This is a genomic window from Streptomyces sp. NPDC046203 (assembly GCF_040646255.1).
In the GTDB taxonomy this organism is placed as follows: Bacteria; Actinomycetota; Actinomycetes; order Streptomycetales; family Streptomycetaceae; genus Streptomyces.
Window position 1 is genome coordinate 1 of the sequence record NZ_JBEYZX010000037.1, and the last position, 18,427, is coordinate 18,427.

The window sequence follows — 18,427 nt, forward strand, 5'->3', positions numbered from 1 at the left end:
GCTCCTTGGCGTTCTTCTTGAGGTCCTCAAGACCACCACACATGAAGAAGGCCTGCTCCGGGAAGTGGTCGTACTCACCGTCGCAGATCGCGTTGTGCCTCTCCCCGCCCCCTCACTCCTCCTACGCGTCGCCCCCCGCCGCCCCCGGGTCCGCCGCCGCGACGTCCAGGAGCTGGTAGCGGTCGATGGCCTGCTTCAGGGCCGAGCGGTCGACCTTGCCTTCGCGGGCGAGTTCGGTGAGGACGGCGAGCACGATCGACTGGGCGTCGATGTGGAAGAAGCGGCGGGCCGCGCCTCGCGTGTCCGCGAAGCCGAAGCCGTCGGCGCCCAGCGAGCTGTAGGTGCCGGGTACCCAGCGGGAGATCTGGTCGGGTACCGAGCGCATCCAGTCGGAGACGGCGACGAAGGGGCCCTGGGCGCCCTGGAGCTTGCGCGTCACGTACGGGACGCGCTGTTCCTCCTCCGGGTGCAGCAGGTTGTGTTCCTCGACGGCGACGGCTTCGCGGCGCAGTTCGTTCCAGGAGGTCGCGGACCAGACGTCGGCGCGGACGTTCCATTCCTCGGCGAGGATCCGCTGGGCCTCCAGGGCCCACGGGACGCCGACGCCGGACGCCATGATCTGCGCGGGGATCGCTCCGGCCTCGCCGCGCCGGTAGAGGTGGATGCCCTTGAGGATGCCGTCGACGTCGACGTCGGCCGGTTCCGCGGGGTGCTGGATCGGCTCGTTGTAGACGGTCAGGTAGTAGAAGACGTCCTCGGCGTCGGGCCCGTACATCCGGCGCAGTCCGTCCTGGACGATGTGCGCGATCTCGAAGCCGAAGGCGGGGTCGTAGGCGACGCAGGCCGGGTTCGTGGAGGCGAGGAGGTGGGAGTGGCCGTCGGCGTGCTGGAGGCCTTCGCCGGTCAGGGTGGTGCGGCCGGCGGTGGCGCCGAGCACGAAGCCGCGTGCCAGCTGGTCGGCCATCTGCCAGAACTGGTCGCCGGTGCGCTGGAAGCCGAACATCGAGTAGAAGACGTAGACCGGGATGAGCGGTTCGCCGTGGGTGGCGTACGCCGAGCCGGCGGCGATCAGCGAGGCGGTGCAGCCGGCCTCGGAGATGCCGTCGTGCAGCATCTGGCCGGTCGGGGATTCCTTGTACGACAGGAGGAGTTCGCGGTCGACGGCCTCGTACTGCTGGCCGAGCGGGTTGTAGATCTTGGCGCTCGGGAAGAAGGAGTCCATGCCGAAGGTGCGGTACTCGTCGGGCGCGATCAGCACGAAGCGCTTGCCGAGTTCCTTGTCCCGCATGAGGTCCTTGAGCAGCCGGACGAAGGCCATGGTGGTGGCGATGGACTGCTGACCGGAGCCCTTCTTGACGGCCGCGTACGTCTTGTCGTCGGGCAGCGTCAGCGGCTTGGCGCGGACCACTCGGGTGGGCACGTATCCGCCGAGCGCCTGGCGGCGGTCGTGCATGTACTGGATCTCTTCGGAGTCCCGGCCCGGGTGGTAGTACGGCGGCAGGCCCTCTTCGAGCTGCCGGTCGGTGACCGGGATGTGCAGCCGGTCGCGGAAGCCCTTGAGGTCGTCGACCGTGAGCTTCTTCATCTGGTGGGTGGCGTTGCGGCCCTCGAAGTTGGGGCCCAGGGTCCAGCCCTTGACCGTCTTGGCGAGGATGACCGTGGGCTGGCCCTTGTGCGCCTTGGCCGCCGAGAACGCCGCGAAGATCTTGCGGTGGTCGTGGCCGCCGCGTCCCAGGTGCAGGATCTGGTCGTCGGTCATGTTCTCGACCATGGAGCGCAGCCGCTGGTCGTCGCCGAAGAAGTGGTCGCGGATGTACGAGCCGGTCTCCGTCGCGTACGTCTGGTACTGGCCGTCCGGGGTGGTGTTCATCCGGTTGACCAGGGTGCCGTCGCGGTCCTGGGCGAGCAGCGGGTCCCAGGAGCGGTCCCAGATGAGTTTGATGACGTTCCAGCCGGCGCCGCGGAAGACCGACTCCAGTTCCTGGATGACCTTGCCGTTGCCGCGGACCGGGCCGTCGAGGCGCTGGAGGTTGCAGTTGACGACGAAGGTGAGGTTGTCGAGGTTCTCACGGGCGGCCAGGGTCAGCTGGCCGAGGGACTCCGGCTCGTCCATCTCGCCGTCGCCGAGGAACGCCCAGACGTGCGAGCGGGAGGTGTCGGCGATGCCGCGTGCCTCCATGTACCGGTTCATCCGGGCCTGGTAGATCGCGCCGAGCGGGCCGAGGCCCATCGACACGGTCGGGAACTCCCAGAAGTCCGGCATCAGCCGCGGGTGCGGGTACGACGACAGGCCGTTCGGGAACCTCGACTTCTCCTGGCGGAAGCCGTCGAGCTGGGTCTCGGTCAGCCGGTCGAGGAGGAAGGCGCGGGCGTAGATGCCGGGGGAGGCGTGGCCCTGGAAGAAGATCTGGTCGCCGCCGTCGCCCTCGTCCTTGCCGCGGAAGAAGTGGTTGAAGCCGACGTCGTAGAGCGAGGCGGAGGAGGCGAAGGTGGCGATGTGGCCGCCGACGCCGATGCCGGGCCGCTGGGCGCGCGAGACCATGACGGCCGCGTTCCAGCGGGTGGCGTTGAGGACCTTGCGCTCGATTTCCTCGTTGCCGGGGAAGTAGGGCTCGTCCTTGGTGGCGATGGTGTTGACGTAGTCCGTGCTGCGCATCTCCGGCACGGCGACGCGCTTCTCGCGGGCCCGCTCGATCAGCCGCAGCATGAGATAACGGGCCCGCTCCCGGCCCCGCTCGTCGACGGCGGCGTCCAGGGAGTCGAGCCACTCCTGGGTCTCTTCCGGGTCGAAGTCAGGGACCTGACTGGGAAGACCGCCAATGATGATCGGGTTGCGATCGGATGCGGAAGCCACGCTATTCCTTCGCTGGTCGGTGGGGCCCACCGGGGGAGGGATCCCCTGCTGGGGCCGGGATGTTCATCGTGTACCCCGCCGACGGCAAACGTCATCTTTACCGAGCGGTAACCCTCTCGGGGCGCCTTGTCCGGTCAAATCGCAACCTTACGCCCGACCCGAGCATGCGTTTCGTCCGGTCGTTCGGCACACTGAAGCCGCGTAGTCCCTCATTCCAGGGCGAAGCGTGCATGATTCGTTACGGAGCGCGACGGGTTCTTGCCGGAAGTTGCGGCGAGACGGCCCCAAACGTCACCGTTTCGGCGGTCTCATGGGCCGGGTACTTGCGCGATCCGCCCCGGCACGTGTGGACTACGGCCAGCGCCACGTGTACGCGCGTGGCCGAAGCATTTTCCGATACATGATCAGGAGGCAAGCCGTGAGCGCGACCGCGGACCACGCGGAGGAGCGGACCAACCCGGCCACGAGGCTGGGGTTCGAGCCCGGACAGGTGGTCCAGGAGATCGGTTACGACGAAGACGTCGACCAGGATCTCCGCGAAGGCATCGAGTCCCTGATCGGCCAGGATCTCGTGGACGAGGACTACGACGACGTCGCCGACGTCGTACTGCTGTGGTTCCGTGACGAGGACGGTGACCTCACCGACGGCCTGGTGGACTCCATCGGTCTTCTGGAGGACGGTGGCCAGATCTGGCTGCTGACGCCGAAGACGGGCCGCGACGGCTACATCGAGCCGAGCGACATCAACGATGCCGCGCAGACCGCAGGTCTCTCCCAGACCAAGAGCATCAGCGTCGCCAAGGATTGGGTCGGCACCCGACTCGCCACCCCGAAGCGCTGATACCCATAACGCTGCACGGAGCCCCCACCGGGACCACCCGGTGGGGGCTCTGCGCGTGCCGCGGGGGCGGCCCTTAGGGTGGGTTTCACCGGTTCGGCCCAGGCAGACGGGCCGACGGCGGAAGGGATGCGTACGCCATGGCCATCGAGATCGGCGCCGAGGCTCCGGACTTCGAGCTGAAGGACCACCACGGCCGCACCGTGCGGCTCTCCGACTTCCGGGGCGAGCGCAATGTGGTGATCTTCTTCTATCCCTTCGCCTTCACCAGCGTGTGCACCGGCGAGCTGCGCGAGCTGCGCGAGAACCTGGACACCTTCGTCAACGACGACACCCAGCTGCTCGCCGTCTCCTGCGACTCCATGCACTCCCTGCGCGTCTTCGGCGAGCAGGAGGGCCTGGAATTCCCGCTGCTCTCCGACTTCTGGCCGCACGGCACCGCCTCCCGCGCCTACGGCGTCCTCGACGAGGACAAGGGCTGCGCGGTGCGCGGCACCTTCGTCGTCGACAAGGCCGGCGTGCTCCGCTGGTCCGTCGTCAACGCCCTTCCGGACGCCCGCGACCTCGACGATTACGTGAAGGCGCTCGCGACTCTCTGACGACGCTCGGGCGAAGTGTCTGCTTCCGCGGGGAACCCGTCACTAGGATCCAGACGTTGATCCCAATGCCAACGCACGACCCGGGGGCCGACGCCCCCGGAAACCAATGGAGGGACTCGTGGGAGTCAGCCTCAGCAAGGGCGGCAACGTCTCGCTGACCAAGGAGGCCCCTGGCCTGACCGCCGTCACGGTCGGTCTGGGCTGGGACGTCCGCACCACCACCGGTACGGACTTCGACCTCGACGCCAGCGCCATCCTGGTGAGCGAGGCGGGCAAGGTCCGTAACGACTCGGACTTCGTCTTCTTCAACAACCTGAAGAGCGCCGACGGCTCCGTCGAGCACACCGGTGACAACCTCACCGGTGAGGGCGAGGGCGACGACGAGCAGGTCAAGGTCAACCTGGCGGCCGTCCCGGCCGACGTGGCCAAGATCGTCTTCCCGGTGTCGATCTACGACGCCGACAACCGCCAGCAGTCCTTCGGCCAGGTCCGCAACGCGTTCATCCGCGTCGTGAACCAGGCCGGCGAGGCCGAGATCGCCCGGTACGACCTCTCCGAGGACGCCTCGACCGAGACCGCCATGGTCTTCGGCGAGCTGTACCGGCACGGCGCGGAGTGGAAGTTCCGTGCCGTCGGCCAGGGCTACGCCTCGGGCCTGCGCGGCATCGCGCAGGACTTCGGCGTCAACGTCTGATCCGACGCCGACGCCGACGCCGACGCCGGCGCTTGACGTCGATGTCGACGCGCACCGGGCGGACTCCGGCGCCGCGCCCCGAGCGCGGCGCCGGAGGCGCCCTGCCGTACGAGCGGCACCCGTCGCACCACCCGTGACACCGGTCGCACCCGTGGCGCCCGTAGCACCCGTAGCGCCCGCAACACCGGCCACGCCTCGCACCGGCCGTGCCCGTCACACCCGTCCAACCCGTCCCACCCGTCGCATCCGCCGCGCGAGCGGCACCGCGACACCGGCGTAACCAGCGACACACACCCGCCACGCACGCGACACCGGCGGAACCGGTCGCCCCCGTCGCGTACGCGGCGCCGGCGGCACAAGCGGACCACCCAGGGGAGGAACCATCGTCATGGGCGTCACACTCGCCAAGGGAGGCAATGTCTCCCTCTCCAAGGCCGCTCCCAACCTCACCCAGGTGCTCGTGGGCCTCGGCTGGGACGCGCGCTCCACCACCGGAGCCCCCTTCGACCTCGACGCCAGCGCACTGCTGTGCCGCGCCGGCCGGGTCCTCGCGGACGAGTACTTCGTCTTCTACAACAACCTGACGAGCCCCGAGGGCTCCGTCGAGCACACCGGCGACAACCTCACCGGAGAGGGCGAGGGCGACGACGAGTCGCTGATCGTCGACCTCGGCCGAGTCCCGGCCCAGTGCGACAAGATCGTCTTCCCGGTCTCGATCCACGAGGCCGACAACCGAGGCCAGACCTTCGGCCAGGTCTCCAACGCCTTCATCCGCGTGGTCAATCAGGCGGACGGCCAGGAGCTCGCCCGCTACGACCTGTCCGAGGACGCCTCCAGCGAGACCGCGATGATCTTCGGCGAGCTCTACCGCTACCAGGACGAATGGAAGTTCCGGGCAGTGGGTCAGGGGTATGCCTCCGGACTGCGCGGGATCGCTCTAGACTTCGGGGTCAACGTTTCGTAAAGCGGCGTATTCACCACGATGGGGAAGACAGTGATTCTGAAAACCTTCGGCTGGTCGTTCGCGATCACAGCGCTCGGCCTGGCCGCCGCCGTGTGGTACGGGGGGTGGGAGGCGTTCGGAGTCGTCGCGATCCTCTGCATCCTCGAGATCTCGCTCTCCTTCGACAACGCGGTGGTCAACGCCGGAATCCTGAAGAAGATGAATGCCTTCTGGCAGAAGATCTTCCTCACGGTCGGCGTGCTCATCGCCGTCTTCGGCATGCGGCTCGTCTTCCCCGTCGTGATCGTCGCGATCAGCGCCAAGATCGGCCCGATCGAGGCCGTGAACCTGGCGCTCAACGACGCCGACAAGTACCAGCAGCTGGTCACCGACGCCCACCCGGCGATCGCCGCCTTCGGTGGCATGTTCCTGCTGATGATCTTCCTCGACTTCGTCTTCGAGGAGCGCGACATCCAGTGGCTGCGCTGGATCGAGCGCCCGCTGGCCAAGCTCGGCAAGGTCGACATGCTGTCGGTCTGCATCGCGCTGATCGTCCTGCTCGTCACCTCGATGACCTTCGCGGCCCACGCCCACCAGCACGGCGGCGTTCACGTCGACAAGGCGCAGACGGTGCTCGTCTCCGGCATCGCCGGCCTCATCACGTACCTCGTCGTCGGCGGTCTGTCCGGCTACTTCGAGAACAAGCTGGAGGAGGACGAGGAGCGCGAGCACGAGGCCGAGGAAGCGGCCGCGCGCAAGGGCAAGAACGTCTCCGCCGTCGCCCTCGCGGGCAAGGCCGCGTTCTTCATGTTCCTCTACCTCGAGGTCCTCGACGCGTCCTTCTCCTTCGACGGTGTGATCGGCGCCTTCGCCATCACCAACGACATCGTCCTGATGGCCCTCGGCCTCGGCGTCGGTGCCATGTACGTCCGTTCGCTGACCGTCTACCTGGTCCGCCAGGGCACCCTCGACGACTACGTCTACCTGGAGCACGGCGCCCACTACGCCATCGGCGCCCTCGCCGTGCTGCTCCTGATCACCATCCAGTACGAGATCAACGAGGTCATCACCGGCCTGGTCGGCGTCATCCTCATCGCCTGCTCCTTCTGGTCCTCCGTCCGCCGCAACAAGGCCCTCGCGGCGGCCGAGGGGAACGCGGGGACCCCGGAGGGCAAGACCGGGGTTCCGTCCGGGGTGTGACACCCCCGACAATGAGGAACGCTTCACCACGGGGCGGCCGGAGCACCCGGCCGCCCCGTGGCGTGTCCGACGAGATGTGACGACAGTGGGGGGTGCGGCCCATGGGCTTCTTCGACAATCTCTTCCCGGGCCGAGGGGATCCGTTCGGCGCGGGCAACGGCATGTCCCACTCGATAGACCTGACCCGCCGCCGCCCCACGGTCTCCCTCACCAAGCAGGGCGCCGCGTCCGGCAATCTCCGGGTCAACCTCTCGTGGCGGATGCGCACCCCCGACCTCGAGTACCGGTCCCGCGCGTCGGGGGACCTGCTGCGCCACCCCATGCGGCTCTTCCGGCCCGCGGAGGTCCCGTCCCACACCCAGGGCCTGGCCAAAGTCGACCTCGACCTCGGCTGCCTCTACGAGCTGACCGACGGCAGCAAGGGTGTCGTCCAGCCGCTCGGCGATCTCCTCGGCGAGATCAACGAACCGCCGTATGTGAAGCTCAGCGGCGACGACCGGCTCGGCTCTGGCTCCGGCGAGACGATCCACGTCAACCTCGACCACCGCGACGAGATCAAGCGTCTGCTGTTCTTCGTCTACATCTACGACCAGACGCCGGCCTTCGACCGGACCCAGGCCACGGTCACGCTCTTCCCGAGCAACGGCCCGCAGATCGAGATCGCACTCGACGAGCACGCCCCCCAGGCCCGCTCCTGCGCCGTCTTCATGGTCGAGAACGTCAAGGGCGAGCTGGTCGTCCGCCGCGAGGTGCGGTTCGTGTACGGCTTCCAGTCCGAGCTGGACCGGCTGTACGGCTGGGGCATGCAGTGGGGCCAGGGCTTCAAGAGCCGTACCTGACGGGCGGGGCCCGGCCGCTGCCGTGCCCCGCCCTCTCCTCCGCGTCGGGTACGCCGGTCAGTGCCCGCCGGTACCTGGCAGCGCCCTCAGCGCCCGATGAACTGCGGGCCCATCGGCGGCATCCGGAACTCCGGGGCCGCGTGCGGATAGCCGTACGCGGGATCGCCGGCGGGCGGCGCGGCGGCCGGCTGCGGATAGCCGTACGCGGGCATGGGCGCGGGTACGGGCGCGGGTGCCGGGGTTCCGGCGGGCTGCGGGTAGCCGTAGGCCGGGCCCGGGGGCTGCGCCGGGAGCGGGGGAGCGGCCGGCAGCGGGGGTACGGAGGCGGGCTGGACCACCGTGGCGTCCGGGTCGTGCGGCGCCGGGGTGGCGGCCGGTGCCGGTGTCGGCGCCGACGGCTCCGGGGATTCCATGAGCGCGGCGTCCGCCGCGTCCGCCGTGTCCGCGGGGCCCTCGGCCCCGTCGTCGACGGACACCCCGAAGTCGGTGGCGAGCCCGACCAGACCCGTCGGATAGCCCTGTCCCACGGCCCGGAACTTCCAGCCGTCCCCGCGCCGGTACAGCTCGCCGCAGATGATGGCCGTCTCCTGGCCGGTTTCCGCCGATACGTCGAACAGTGCGAGCGGTTCGCCGCCCGCAGCGCCCGGGGCCGCGTCGTAGACCAGTATCCGCAGATCGGTGACGTGCCCGAAGGTGCCGCCGTCCGAGGAGGCCGCGATCACCACCTGGTCGACGGAAGGGTCCAGGGCGCCCAGATCGGCCTCGACGGTGTCCGTCAGCCCCTCCGGCCCCCGCTTCTTGGCGAGCCGTCGTACCAGGCCGGACGGGTGCCGGGGCTGGTTGTAGAAGACGAAGTCCTCGTCCGAGCGCACCCGGCCGTCCGCCCCGAGCAGCAGGGCCGAGGCGTCCACGTCGGGGACCCCGGGGCCCGGGGTCCAACGGAGCACGGCCCGTACGGCCGCGGTGTCGAGAGGGACGTTGGAGCCCTTCAGCATCGCGTGCGTCATGCCCGTCATCTTCCCTGTCCGCCCACCCGCCGGACAACGCGGGGGGCCGTATGCGGAGGTCCGGATACGGACGAGTTACCAGATCTTCACGCAGGCGGGGAACTACGGACACCCCTCCCTACGTACTATTACCGGCCACCTTTTCTCAGGGCCGCTCATTCAGTCGGGGGAAGATCGATGCGTCACTTCGGGCATGTCCCGGCCGCGGTACGAGCGGGTCTCTTCCACCGGGAACCCGTCGCGTTCACGGCCGAGGCGCCCGCGCACACCCTCGCGACGGCCCTCGGGGCCACCCTCTACAGCCCCGCCACCCGGCCCCGGCTCGCCGAGGACATACGCAAGCAGGCGGCGCGCGGGGTGGTCTCCATGGTGCTGTGCCTGGAGGACTCGATCAGCGACGACGAGGTGGAGGCGGGCGAGGCCAACCTGGTCCGGCAGTTCGCCGAGCTCGCGGCGTCCGAGGCCGGCGATTCCAGGGACTCCGGAGACTCCGGGGAATGTGGCGATTCCGGTGAGAGCGCCGGTCTGCCGCTGCTCTTCGTCCGGGTCCGGGAGCCCGGGCAGATCACCGACCTCACCGACCGCCTTGGTGAAACGGTTCGGCTGCTGTCCGGATTCGTTCTCCCGAAGTTCACCGGCCCCCGTGGCCGCCCCTTCCTCGACGCGCTCCGCGCCGCCGAGCGGACGCACGGCCACCGGCTCTTCGCCATGCCCGTCCTGGAGTCCCCCGATCTGCTCCACCGTGAGACCCGGACCGAGATCCTGGCCGGGATCGCCGCCCTCACCGCCGAGCACCGCGAGCGGATCCTCGCCCTCCGCCTCGGCGTGACCGACTTCTGCTCCGCCTACGGGCTGCGCCGCTCGCCGCACATGACCGCCTACGACGTCCGGATCGTGGCCGACGTCATCGGCGACGTGGTCAACGTCCTCGGCCGCGCCGACGGCACCGGCTTCACCATCACCGGCCCCGTCTGGGAGTACTTCCGGTCCGGCGAGCGCATGTTCAAGCCCCAGCTGCGCCGCAGCCCCTTCCTGGAGGGCCGCGCCGAGGAGCTGCGCACCACGCTCATCGAGCACGACCTCGACGGGCTGCTGCGCGAGATCGAACTGGACCGCGCCAACGGCCTGCTCGGCAAGACCTGCATCCACCCCAGCCATGTGGCGCCGGTGCACGCGCTGTCCGTGGTCACCCACGAGGAGTTCAGCGACGCCGAGGACATCCTGCGCCCGGACCGCGACGGCGGCGGGGTGCTCCGCTCCACGTACACGAACAAGATGAACGAGGTGAAGCCGCACCGCGCGTGGGCCGAGCGGACCCTGCGGCGCGCCGAGGTCTTCGGCGTGGCCCGCGAGGACATCGGCTTCGTGGAGCTGCTCGGCGCGGGCCTGGCCGTCTGACGGCCCCCGGGGCCCGCCCCGCCCCGGCGGCCGGGCCGCGGCCCCAAGGCGGTCGTACGGACGGTCCCAAAGCGTCCGTACCAAGGCCGTACGGCGCTTGCGCGCGGCCGCGTCCCGGCCGCGGACCGACGAAGACGTACACGTGCGCGTCCGCGTGCACGAAGACGCACACGAAGACGAAGACGTGCACGAAGACGTACACGAAGACGAGAGGGAGACATCGACGTGGTGTGGACCGGTACCTGGGTCGCGGAGCGACTGGGGGTCGAACTCGGCGGGGACGAGCGGTTGCCCGACCTGCTGGGCCTCGCCCTGCGCCGCAACCCCAAGCGGGCACACCTGCTCGTCTCCAACGTGCTCGGCAAGCACGTGCCCCAGAGCCCCGCTGTCGTCCACGGCACCGGGGTACGGCTCGGCCGGCGCGTGCGCGAGCTGCTCGGCCCCGAGGAGGCGGGCCACGCCGTCGTCGTCGGCTACGCGGAGACCGCCACCGCCCTCGGCCACAGTGTCGCCGACGGGCTGGGACACGTCCCCTATCTGCACTCCACCCGCCGTCCCGTCGCGGGCACGACCCCCGCGGGCGGCTTCGAGGAGTCCCACTCCCACGCCACCTCCCATCTGCTCCTGCCCGAGGACCCGGAGCTGCTGGGCGGGGACGGCCCGCTGGTCCTCGTCGACGACGAGTTCTCCACCGGCAACACCGTCCTCAACACCGTCCGCGCCCTGCACGAGCGCAACCCCCGCAAGCGGTACGTGATCGTCGCCCTCGTCGACATGCGCGGCCCCGCCGACCGCGCCCGCTTCGAGGACTTCGCCGCCGATCTCGGCGCCCGTGTCGACCTGGTGGCCGGTGCCCACGGCACCGTACGGCTGCCCGACGGGGTCCTGGAGAAGGGCCAGGCCCTGGTCGCCGCCCACGAGAACTCCCCGGCCCCGCTGTCCTCGGCGCCCCGCCACGTCCCCGTACGGGTCGACCTCGGCTGGCCGCCGGCCATACCCGACGGCGGCCGGCACGGGTTCCACGCCCGGCACGCCGCCGCCCTGGACGCGGCGCTGCCGGACATGGCCGCACGGCTGGCCGCGGCCCTCGGCGGTGACGGCGACGGTGACGGTGGTGTCCCTGGCGCGGGCGGTGGTGACGTGCGGCGCGTCCTCGTGCTCGGCTTCGAGGAGCTGATGTACGCGCCGCTGCGGCTCGCCGCCGAGCTGGAGCGGACCCTGGAGCCGTCCGGCACCGAGGTCCGCTACTCGACCACCACCCGCTCGCCCGTGCTCGCCGTCGACGACCCCGGGTACGCCATCAGGACCCGTCTCGCCTTCCCCGCGCACGACGACCCGGCCGACGGGCCCGGCGAGCGGTACGCGTACAACGTCGCGGGCGGCGGCTTCGACGCGGTCGCCGTCGTCGTCGACTCCGTCGCCGACACCCCCGCCCTGCACGCCCCCGACGGGCTGCTGGCCCGGCTGTGCGGACAGGTGCCGCGCGTCGTCCTCGCGGTCGTCCCCTCGTACGTGCCTGCCACCGACCTCGCCGCTGCCGCCGGCCCGGGTACCCAGGCTCCCGAGATCCCTCCGGCGCGGTCCGCCGGCGCCCCCCACGGAAGGAACCCCATGCCGTCCGAGACCCCGTCGCCCGGCCGGCCGGCCGAGCCCCTGCGCGGGCCCGCCTTCTCCTCCTACGCCCCCGACGAGGTCGGCTGGCTGCTCCAGGACCTGTCCGATGTGGAGCTGGAGGCCCCGACCGAGGAACGTGAGGAGGCGATCCAGAGCGGCGGGGCGCACTACGCCGAGTCGCTGCCCGTCGAGTACCAGCCCAGCGCGCGTTACCAGGAGCTGTTCCACGCCGCCCTGGGGGACTCCGCGGCCCGGATCGCCCGCGCCGTCGGCACCGTGACGGAGACCGTGCTCGCCGAGCGTGGCGGGCGTCCGGGCGGCGGCCTGCCCGTACTGGTGTCGCTGGCCCGCGCCGGCACGCCCGTCGGCGTCCTGATGCGCCGCTGGGCGCGGCACCGGCACGGTCTGGAACTGCCGCACTACGCCGTCTCCATCGTGCGCGGCCGGGGCATCGACGCCAACGCGCTGCGCTGGCTCGCCGCCCATCACGACCCGGCCGACGTCGTGTTCGTCGACGGCTGGACCGGCAAGGGCGCCATCACCCGCGAACTCGCCGAAGCCCTCGCGGAGTTCCCCGGTTTCGACCCGGACATCGCGGTCCTCGCCGACCCCGGCTCGTGCGCGTCCACGTACGGCACCCGCGAGGACTTCCTGATCCCCTCCGCCTGCCTCAACTCCACGGTCTCCGGCCTGATATCGCGCACCGTGCTGCGCTCCGACCTGGTCGGCCCGCACGACTTCCACGGCGCCAAGTTCTACCGCGAACTCGCCGGCGCCGACGTGTCCGGGCTCTTCCTCGACCGGGTCGCCGCCCACTTCGACGAGGTCGCCGAGGCCGTCGACGCCGATACGAGGGAACTCCTCGCCGCCGACCGCACGCCCACGTGGGCCGGTTGGGCGGCCGTCGAGCGGATCAGCGAGGAGTACGGCATCCACGACGTCAACCTCGTCAAGCCCGGCGTCGGCGAGACCACCCGGGTCCTGCTGCGCCGCGTCCCCTGGAAGATCCTCGCCAAGCGGGGCGCGGGCGCCGACCTCGCGCACGTCCGGCTGCTCGCCGAGCAGCGCGGCGTACCGGTCGAGGAGGTCGACGAACTGCCGTACACCTGCGTCGGGTTGATCCACCCCCAGTACACGCGCGGGGCGACCGGCGCCGACGGCCGGACGGTGGTGTCCCGATGACCGCCACCACTGCCACTGCCACTGCGACCGCCACCGTGACCGCCGTCGCGAGCGGTCCGGTTCTGGTCGCCAGCGACCTCGACCGCACCCTCGTCTACTCGGCGGCGGCCCTCGGCCTCACCATGCCCGACCACCGGGCCCCGCGCCTGCTGTGCGTCGAGGTCCACGAGTCCAAGCCGCTGTCGTACGTCACCGAGGACGCCGCCGGCCAACTGCGCGCTCTCGCCGCCGAGACGGTCTTCGTCCCGACCACCACCCGGACCCGCAAGCAGTACCAGCGCATCCGCCTCCCGGGCGCCGACGCGGCCGTCCCGTCGGGAGCCGGGCCGTCGTACGCGATCTGCGCCAACGGCGGTCATCTGCTGGTCGACGGTGTCTCCGACCCCGACTGGCACACCGGGGTGCTGCGCCGGATCGCCGACGCGTGCGCCCCGCTCGCCGAGGTCCGCGCCCGGCTGAACGACACCGGCGACCCGTCCTGGGTACGCAAACACCGCGTCGCCGAGGACCTGTTCGCGTATCTCGTCGTCGAGCGCGACCGGATGCCGGGCGACTGGCTCCCCGAGTTCACCGCGTGGGCCGACGCCCGGGGCTGGACCGTCTCGCTCCAGGGCCGCAAGGTGTACGCCGTACCGAAGCCGCTCACCAAGAGCGCGGCCATGCGTGAAGTCGCCCGCCGCACCGGCGCACGGCTCACCCTGGCCGCCGGCGACTCGTTCCTCGACGCGGACCTGCTGCTCGCCGCCGACTGCGCCTGGCGGCCCGGCCACGGCGAACTCGCCGACACCGGCTGGACCGCGCCCCACGTCGAGACGCTGGCCGAGCGGGGCGTGGCGGCGGGTGAGGAGATCCTGCGCCGCTTCAGGGCGGCGGCTCGGGCCGCCTGAGCCGTTTCCGGGAGCGGGGCTGGGGTTGGGGAGCGGGGTTGGGCGCTGGGGCCGTGCCGCCCGGCACGGCCCGTCGCCGGCCCTCACGCGCCGGAGAGGCCCCGGTCCCCGAATCTGCCGCCGAGCGCTACCCGCAGCAGCCGCCGCCGCAGCAACCGCCCCCGCCGCCACCGGCGTTGGGGGCGGGCGAGGAAGTGGTGCCGCCCACGGCGACGGCGGACAGCAGCTTCACGGTGTCGTCGTGCCCGGCCGGACAGGTGGCGGGCGCGGCGGACTCCGCCATGGGGCGGCTGAGTTCGAACGTGTCGCCGCAGGTGCGGCAGCGGTACTCGTAACGAGGCATGGACACAGCGTACGGCCCGCGCCGCGCCTCACACCCTGCCGCGCTCCTCGCGGATCCGCTCGACGACCCGGCCCACGTCCGTGCGGATCGCCTCCAGCTCGGTGAGGAAGGCCCAGTAGTCGGGGTGCCGGCCGGTGTCGAGGATGCCGGTGGCCCGCTCGATCCGGGCGACCGCCGCGTCCAGCGGCCCGGCGTCGCGCGGGTCCGGGGTGGCGCGGCCCGCCATGGCGAGGCGCTGCGCGTCCCGTACGGCGAACCGGGTCCGCTCGATCTCCTCCTGCGGGTCCTTCGCGACGGCCTCCAGCCGCCGCAGCCGCTCCCCGGCGGCCGAGACGCCCTCGTCGGCGGTGTTCAGCAGGGCGCGGGCGGTCGCGAGCAGCGAGGAGGCGTCGGGCCAGCGCTGCTCGGCGCGGGCGGTGGCGGCCTCGGCGAGCCGCTGCCCGGCCTGGCGGGCGGCGGTCGCGGCCTGCTCGGGCACGTCCTGGAGATCGCGCCAGCAGTCGGCGGCGAACCGGCGGCGCAGCTCCGAGAGGACCGGCGCGACCCCGGCGGCCCGGGTGGACAGCGCCTCGGCGCGGGTACGGAGGGACACGAGCCGCTTGTCGATCTCGGCGGCCCGCTCGGGCACCTGCTCGGCCTCGGCCCGTACCGCCTCCGCCTCGCGCAGCACCTGGTCGGCGCGGTGCAGGGTCTCGGTGGCGCCGTGCCGGCCGGCGCCCTCGTTCAGCTTGGTGAGCTCCGGCCCGAGGGCGGCGAGCCGCGCGGCCAGATGGCCGGCCTGGAACCCGGCCTCCCGGGTGGCGTCGAGCGCGGCACTCGCGTCGCGGAGCGCGGCTCTGGCCCGCTCGACGGCGGGCGCGAGTCGGGCCAGCTGGCTCTCGGCACGCGCGAGCAGCGGCCCCAGCCCCTGCTCGAACCGGTCCAGCTCCCCCTTGGCCCGTACGAGCTCGTCCCGGGCCCGCTCCAGCTCGCTCCGGGCCCGCCCGGCGGTCGCCGCGTCCAGCTCGACCCGGTCCAGGTCGTGGGCGTCAACGGCGGTGATGTAGCCGCCGCTCACCTCGTCGATCCGCCGCCCCAGCGCCGCGAAACCCTCCACGGCGCGCCGCGCGTCGGCCGAGTCGTCCATGGCGGTGATCGTCTCGATGGAGATCCGCAGCCCTCGCTGCGCGGTGTCCAGCTCGTAGAACGCGGCCGCGGCGGCGTCCTTCGCGGCCTGGGCCGCGGCCCGCCGGCTCTCGTCCCGGCCTCCGCCGAACCACCGGCGGCCCCCGCCGGCGCCACCGCCGGAGAAGGCGTGCGGCAGCAGCGCGACCGCGAGCAGCGGCATCGTGAGGGAGAGCCGCAACATGCCGGAGCCCCCGGACCTGGCCTTGCCCCTGTGCCCGCTCGCCGCCACGTTCGCTCTCCCGCGCTCGCTCCGCCATCCGCCCGGCCGCCCGGCTGTCCGACGCCCCGGATCCGGCTTCATTCTCCCACCTGCCAGGGACGCCACCACGGCCCCCTCGGTTCACCCCCGCCCCCGGACCCCCACCGGTTTGCGGCACTCGCCCGGACGCCATGTAGGCTGTTGGTTCACTCCACGGGTGCGTAGCTCAGGGGTAGAGCGCTGCTCTTACAAAGCAGATGTCGGCGGTTCGAAACCGTCCGCGCCCACCAGGGAAGTAATCCGAAGGCCCCTCGCCGATCATGGCGGGGGGCCTTTGACGGTAGAGGTTGACGGCAGTCTCACTCGGGACGGCGTCGGCGGAGCAGCCGGTCCATGTGCTCCATCGCCTCCCTCCGACGCTCGTCGGAGACGTGGGTGTAGATGTTCATCGTGATGGTGATCTGCGAGTGCCCCAGGATCTCCATCACCACCCGCGCCGGCACCCCCGCAGCGAACAGGAGCGTCGCGCACCCATGCCGCGCGTCGTGGAGCCGGATCATGCGAAGGCCGGACACCCTCATCGTGCTCCCCGAGGGCCGGCCACACGCTGGAGCGGGCGTAGTGAACCGTATGACCGTCATCGCGTCATGATCAGCCGCGCCGTCGAGCAGCCGGAGCCGAGGCAGGCGATTGCCGAGGAGGCGACGCTGCACGGGATTCAGAAGGCTGCTCTGATCATGCGCATCCGGCGCACGTACTGCAGCGACGAAGGGCGGCCCGTGGAGACGGCGGACCCCGTGGTGACTGCTGCCTTGTGCAAGCCGTCTACGAGGTCCCCATCGGTCGGCAGTACCGAGGGGCTTGTTGGCTCAGCCCAGGACGCATGCCGATCCATCGCCTGCGGCCCGCTGTCTCTTGCCCCTCGGGCGACTATGTGACCAACGCCACTGTCGCGAGAGTTGGGGTGTGCGTTGGAGGGGGCCCGAGGGGTGTTGGCGGGGGTTGGAGCGGACAAGGATCCGCTCGATCGTCACGCGCGTGAATGGCGGCGGGTTTCGGATTAGCGCTCCAACTCTCCTTGCGTTTCACTCTCTTCGTCTGAAGAGAGCAGCCCACTCGGTCGCTGATGCTTGGTCGGCTTGCGCGGCAGAGTGGGCCCAGAACCGTTGGAGGTTCAGCATGAGTGTGGCCATTGCCCCTACCTGGCTGTCAAACCCACGTCGCAAGCAATGGGTTGTGACGGTGCTCGTCGTCATCGTGATCGTCTCTCCCGCAATGGCGCATGTCGTCTCGTCCGCGGTCGAGGCCCTCGCTCTTGCTTCAGCCCTCGGTGCTGCGGGCACGGCGACCATGTTGCGTGGACCGTCGAGCCAGTCGACCGCGTGACATCCCCAGCCGACAACAACGACGCCAGATAACTGCAGCCGTCTGCGGCTCGCCATGGAAGTCGTGGCCAGTGGCCTGGCCTCAACTGGGACACCGCAATCGAACTGACAAAGCAGATGTCGGCGGTTCGAAACCGTCCGCGCCCACCAGCGCGAAGGCCCCTCGCCGATCATGGCGGGGGGCCTTTGGCATCCGTCTCCGACGGCAGCCACTACCGGGACCGGGCCGTCTGAGGGCCTTTCCGTGTCGCGGCCCCGAGGGGGCGGGTCAGCGTTTCTTCGTCTTCCGCTGCTGCGGGGGTGTCCAGTCTCCCCGGTGCAACTGGCACCGGGAGTAACCGATCATGGCCGGATTCTTGCAGGGCTTCCCTGTCGCGGTCCGCTTTGATCCGCACGTGACCTGGTATCCCACATGCCCTCCCTGTCGATTGGAACGGACGGGGAAATCGTCCTCCGGGACGGCCGGCTGCGAGGGCAGGATCCTTCCGGCAGGCCGATTCCATAGGCGATGCGACCAGATTCCAGCGGTGTGCGGCCGGCCTCGGGGCCCCTGCCCGGACGATGTGCGGCGGAGCCGGGTGGCCGCTGCTCATGGTCCAGGGGTAGTGACTGTCGGGGTGGCCGGGGTGATGGTGCCCGCCCACCAGTCCGGTTGCTCGTCCGGCTGCCATGCGATCGCCAGGGGGTGGTCGGCGAACAGTTCGGCCTTGGCGAGTGCGGCCGTCTGGGCCTCGTCCGGGGTGCTGTCGGCCGACGGGTGGTCGAGGGCGCCGCACACGATGCCGGCCGGGGAGGAGAGGTGGAGGCTGAATCGCCACTGCGCCGGGGTGCGGTAGAGGGCGATGCTCGACGGGGTGCCCTGGGTGCCCTGGGTGTCCTGCCGGTTTCTCCGGCTGCGTCTCTTCGCCACGGCCGCAGAGTAGCGCGCGGGGAGAGGCATGATGACGGCCATGAGTTTCGACGAAGCCGACATACCCGGCGCGGTACGCGTTCCGGTTGAGAGCACCCGTGTCGTCGCTGTGGGTGAGGGTGGCGGGCCGCTCGTCTTCGACTGGGACGTGGGTGCACGCATCAAAGTGCGCGACCTCGGGGGCGAGATCGTCATCGAGGCGAACGCCGCCGGCCTGCGGACACTGGCGGGGCATCTGCTCGTCCTGGCCGGGGACGGGGTGTTCGACGGGGCGCATCTTCACCTGGAGGCGGGCGTCGGGCTCCGGGAAGGGTCCGTCGGACTCGTTCTGGAGCGTGACGACGAGGAGTGAACGCGCGCCCGCCGGG

At 71.0% G+C, this 18,427-nt stretch carries 16 protein-coding genes, 1 tRNA gene and 2 pseudogenes; 13 read left to right on the top strand and 6 right to left on the bottom strand.

From position 1 onward, the window contains the following. Window positions 1-121: 121 nt before the first annotated feature. The gene (gene aceE / locus ABZ990_RS23260) at window positions 122-2,854 is read right to left on the bottom strand and encodes a pyruvate dehydrogenase (acetyl-transferring), homodimeric type (RefSeq protein ID WP_361234703.1); all 2,733 of its coding nucleotides are present in this window, start codon (window positions 2,852-2,854) and stop codon (window positions 122-124) included. Between the two features lie 418 nt (window positions 2,855-3,272). On the opposite strand from aceE, the gene ABZ990_RS23265 reads away from it, so the two are divergent. The 6 genes from ABZ990_RS23265 (at window position 3,273) to ABZ990_RS23290 (ending at window position 7,967) form a co-directional block, all read left to right on the top strand. Next, window positions 3,273-3,695: a DUF3052 domain-containing protein gene (locus ABZ990_RS23265; RefSeq protein WP_361234706.1), complete on the top strand. Its 423-nt coding sequence runs from the start codon at window positions 3,273-3,275 to the stop codon at window positions 3,693-3,695. 137 nt (window positions 3,696-3,832) lie between these two features. Beyond that, entirely contained in the window at window positions 3,833-4,291 is a 459-nt protein-coding gene (locus ABZ990_RS23270; protein ID WP_361234709.1) for a peroxiredoxin, read from the top strand. Between the two features lie 118 nt (window positions 4,292-4,409). Then, window positions 4,410-4,985: a TerD family protein gene (locus ABZ990_RS23275; RefSeq protein WP_361234711.1), complete on the top strand. Its 576-nt coding sequence runs from the start codon at window positions 4,410-4,412 to the stop codon at window positions 4,983-4,985. A 388-nt stretch (window positions 4,986-5,373) separates the two neighbouring features. Beyond that, window positions 5,374-5,949, top strand: coding sequence for a TerD family protein (locus tag ABZ990_RS23280; protein ID WP_361234714.1), 576 nt, complete (start codon window positions 5,374-5,376; stop codon window positions 5,947-5,949). A 30-nt stretch (window positions 5,950-5,979) separates the two neighbouring features. Next, window positions 5,980-7,128: a DUF475 domain-containing protein gene (locus ABZ990_RS23285; protein WP_361234717.1), complete on the top strand. Its 1,149-nt coding sequence runs from the start codon at window positions 5,980-5,982 to the stop codon at window positions 7,126-7,128. A gap of 101 nt (window positions 7,129-7,229) precedes the next feature. Continuing rightward, complete coding sequence (locus ABZ990_RS23290) at window positions 7,230-7,967, top strand: Tellurium resistance (RefSeq protein WP_361234720.1); 738 nt, start codon at window positions 7,230-7,232, stop codon at window positions 7,965-7,967. 86 nt (window positions 7,968-8,053) lie between these two features. Here ABZ990_RS23290 and ABZ990_RS23295 read toward each other — a convergent pair whose 3' ends face one another. Further along, on the bottom strand, window positions 8,054-8,983 hold the full coding sequence (locus tag ABZ990_RS23295; RefSeq protein ID WP_361234723.1) for a TerD family protein: 930 nt from the start codon (window positions 8,981-8,983) through the stop codon (window positions 8,054-8,056). 168 nt (window positions 8,984-9,151) lie between these two features. Here ABZ990_RS23295 and ABZ990_RS23300 point away from each other — a divergent pair, with 168 nt between their 5' ends. The 3 genes from ABZ990_RS23300 to ABZ990_RS23310 all read left to right on the top strand — a co-directional run bounded on the left by ABZ990_RS23300 (window position 9,152) and on the right by ABZ990_RS23310 (window position 14,055). Continuing rightward, entirely contained in the window at window positions 9,152-10,372 is a 1,221-nt protein-coding gene (locus ABZ990_RS23300; RefSeq protein ID WP_361234726.1) for an HpcH/HpaI aldolase/citrate lyase family protein, read from the top strand. Window positions 10,373-10,597: 225 nt separating this feature from the next. Next, window positions 10,598-13,168, top strand: a complete 2,571-nt coding sequence (locus ABZ990_RS23305; protein WP_361234729.1) for a phosphoribosyltransferase — start codon at window positions 10,598-10,600, stop codon at window positions 13,166-13,168. Continuing rightward, the gene (locus tag ABZ990_RS23310; protein WP_361234732.1) at window positions 13,165-14,055 is read left to right on the top strand and encodes an HAD family hydrolase; all 891 of its coding nucleotides are present in this window, start codon (window positions 13,165-13,167) and stop codon (window positions 14,053-14,055) included. The genes ABZ990_RS23305 and ABZ990_RS23310 overlap by 4 nt, the downstream gene beginning before the upstream one ends. Before the next feature lie 127 nt (window positions 14,056-14,182). On the opposite strand, the gene ABZ990_RS23315 is transcribed toward ABZ990_RS23310, so the two are convergent. Next, a complete protein-coding gene (locus ABZ990_RS23315; RefSeq protein ID WP_361234735.1) occupies window positions 14,183-14,398 on the bottom strand; it encodes a zinc ribbon domain-containing protein in 216 nt (71 codons plus the stop codon). A gap of 28 nt (window positions 14,399-14,426) precedes the next feature. Beyond that, a complete protein-coding gene (locus ABZ990_RS23320) occupies window positions 14,427-15,746 on the bottom strand; it encodes a hypothetical protein (protein WP_361234738.1) in 1,320 nt (439 codons plus the stop codon). A 233-nt stretch (window positions 15,747-15,979) separates the two neighbouring features. On the opposite strand from ABZ990_RS23320, the gene ABZ990_RS23325 reads away from it, so the two are divergent. Next, window positions 15,980-16,054, top strand: a tRNA-Val gene (locus ABZ990_RS23325). Window positions 16,055-16,123: 69 nt separating this feature from the next. Here ABZ990_RS23325 and ABZ990_RS23330 read toward each other — a convergent pair. Beyond that, window positions 16,124-16,336, bottom strand: a pseudogene (locus ABZ990_RS23330) (tyrosine-type recombinase/integrase); the annotation flags it as partial. A 1-nt stretch (window position 16,337) separates the two neighbouring features. Between ABZ990_RS23330 and ABZ990_RS23335 the strand changes: the two are divergent. Together ABZ990_RS23335 and ABZ990_RS23340 are read left to right on the top strand one after the other, a co-directional pair. Beyond that, window positions 16,338-16,611 (top strand): annotated as a pseudogene (locus ABZ990_RS23335) (GntR family transcriptional regulator); the annotation flags it as partial. Between the two features lie 332 nt (window positions 16,612-16,943). Beyond that, complete coding sequence (locus ABZ990_RS23340; RefSeq protein WP_361234741.1) at window positions 16,944-17,150, top strand: hypothetical protein; 207 nt, start codon at window positions 16,944-16,946, stop codon at window positions 17,148-17,150. Between the two features lie 588 nt (window positions 17,151-17,738). Here ABZ990_RS23340 and ABZ990_RS23345 read toward each other — a convergent pair. Next, entirely contained in the window at window positions 17,739-18,059 is a 321-nt protein-coding gene (locus ABZ990_RS23345; RefSeq protein ID WP_361234744.1) for a hypothetical protein, read from the bottom strand. Between the two features lie 40 nt (window positions 18,060-18,099). Between ABZ990_RS23345 and ABZ990_RS23350 the strand changes: the two genes are divergently transcribed. Next, window positions 18,100-18,411 (top strand): hypothetical protein, encoded by a 312-nt coding sequence (locus ABZ990_RS23350; protein WP_361234747.1) that lies wholly within the window; start codon window positions 18,100-18,102, stop codon window positions 18,409-18,411. Window positions 18,412-18,427 lie beyond the last annotated feature (16 nt).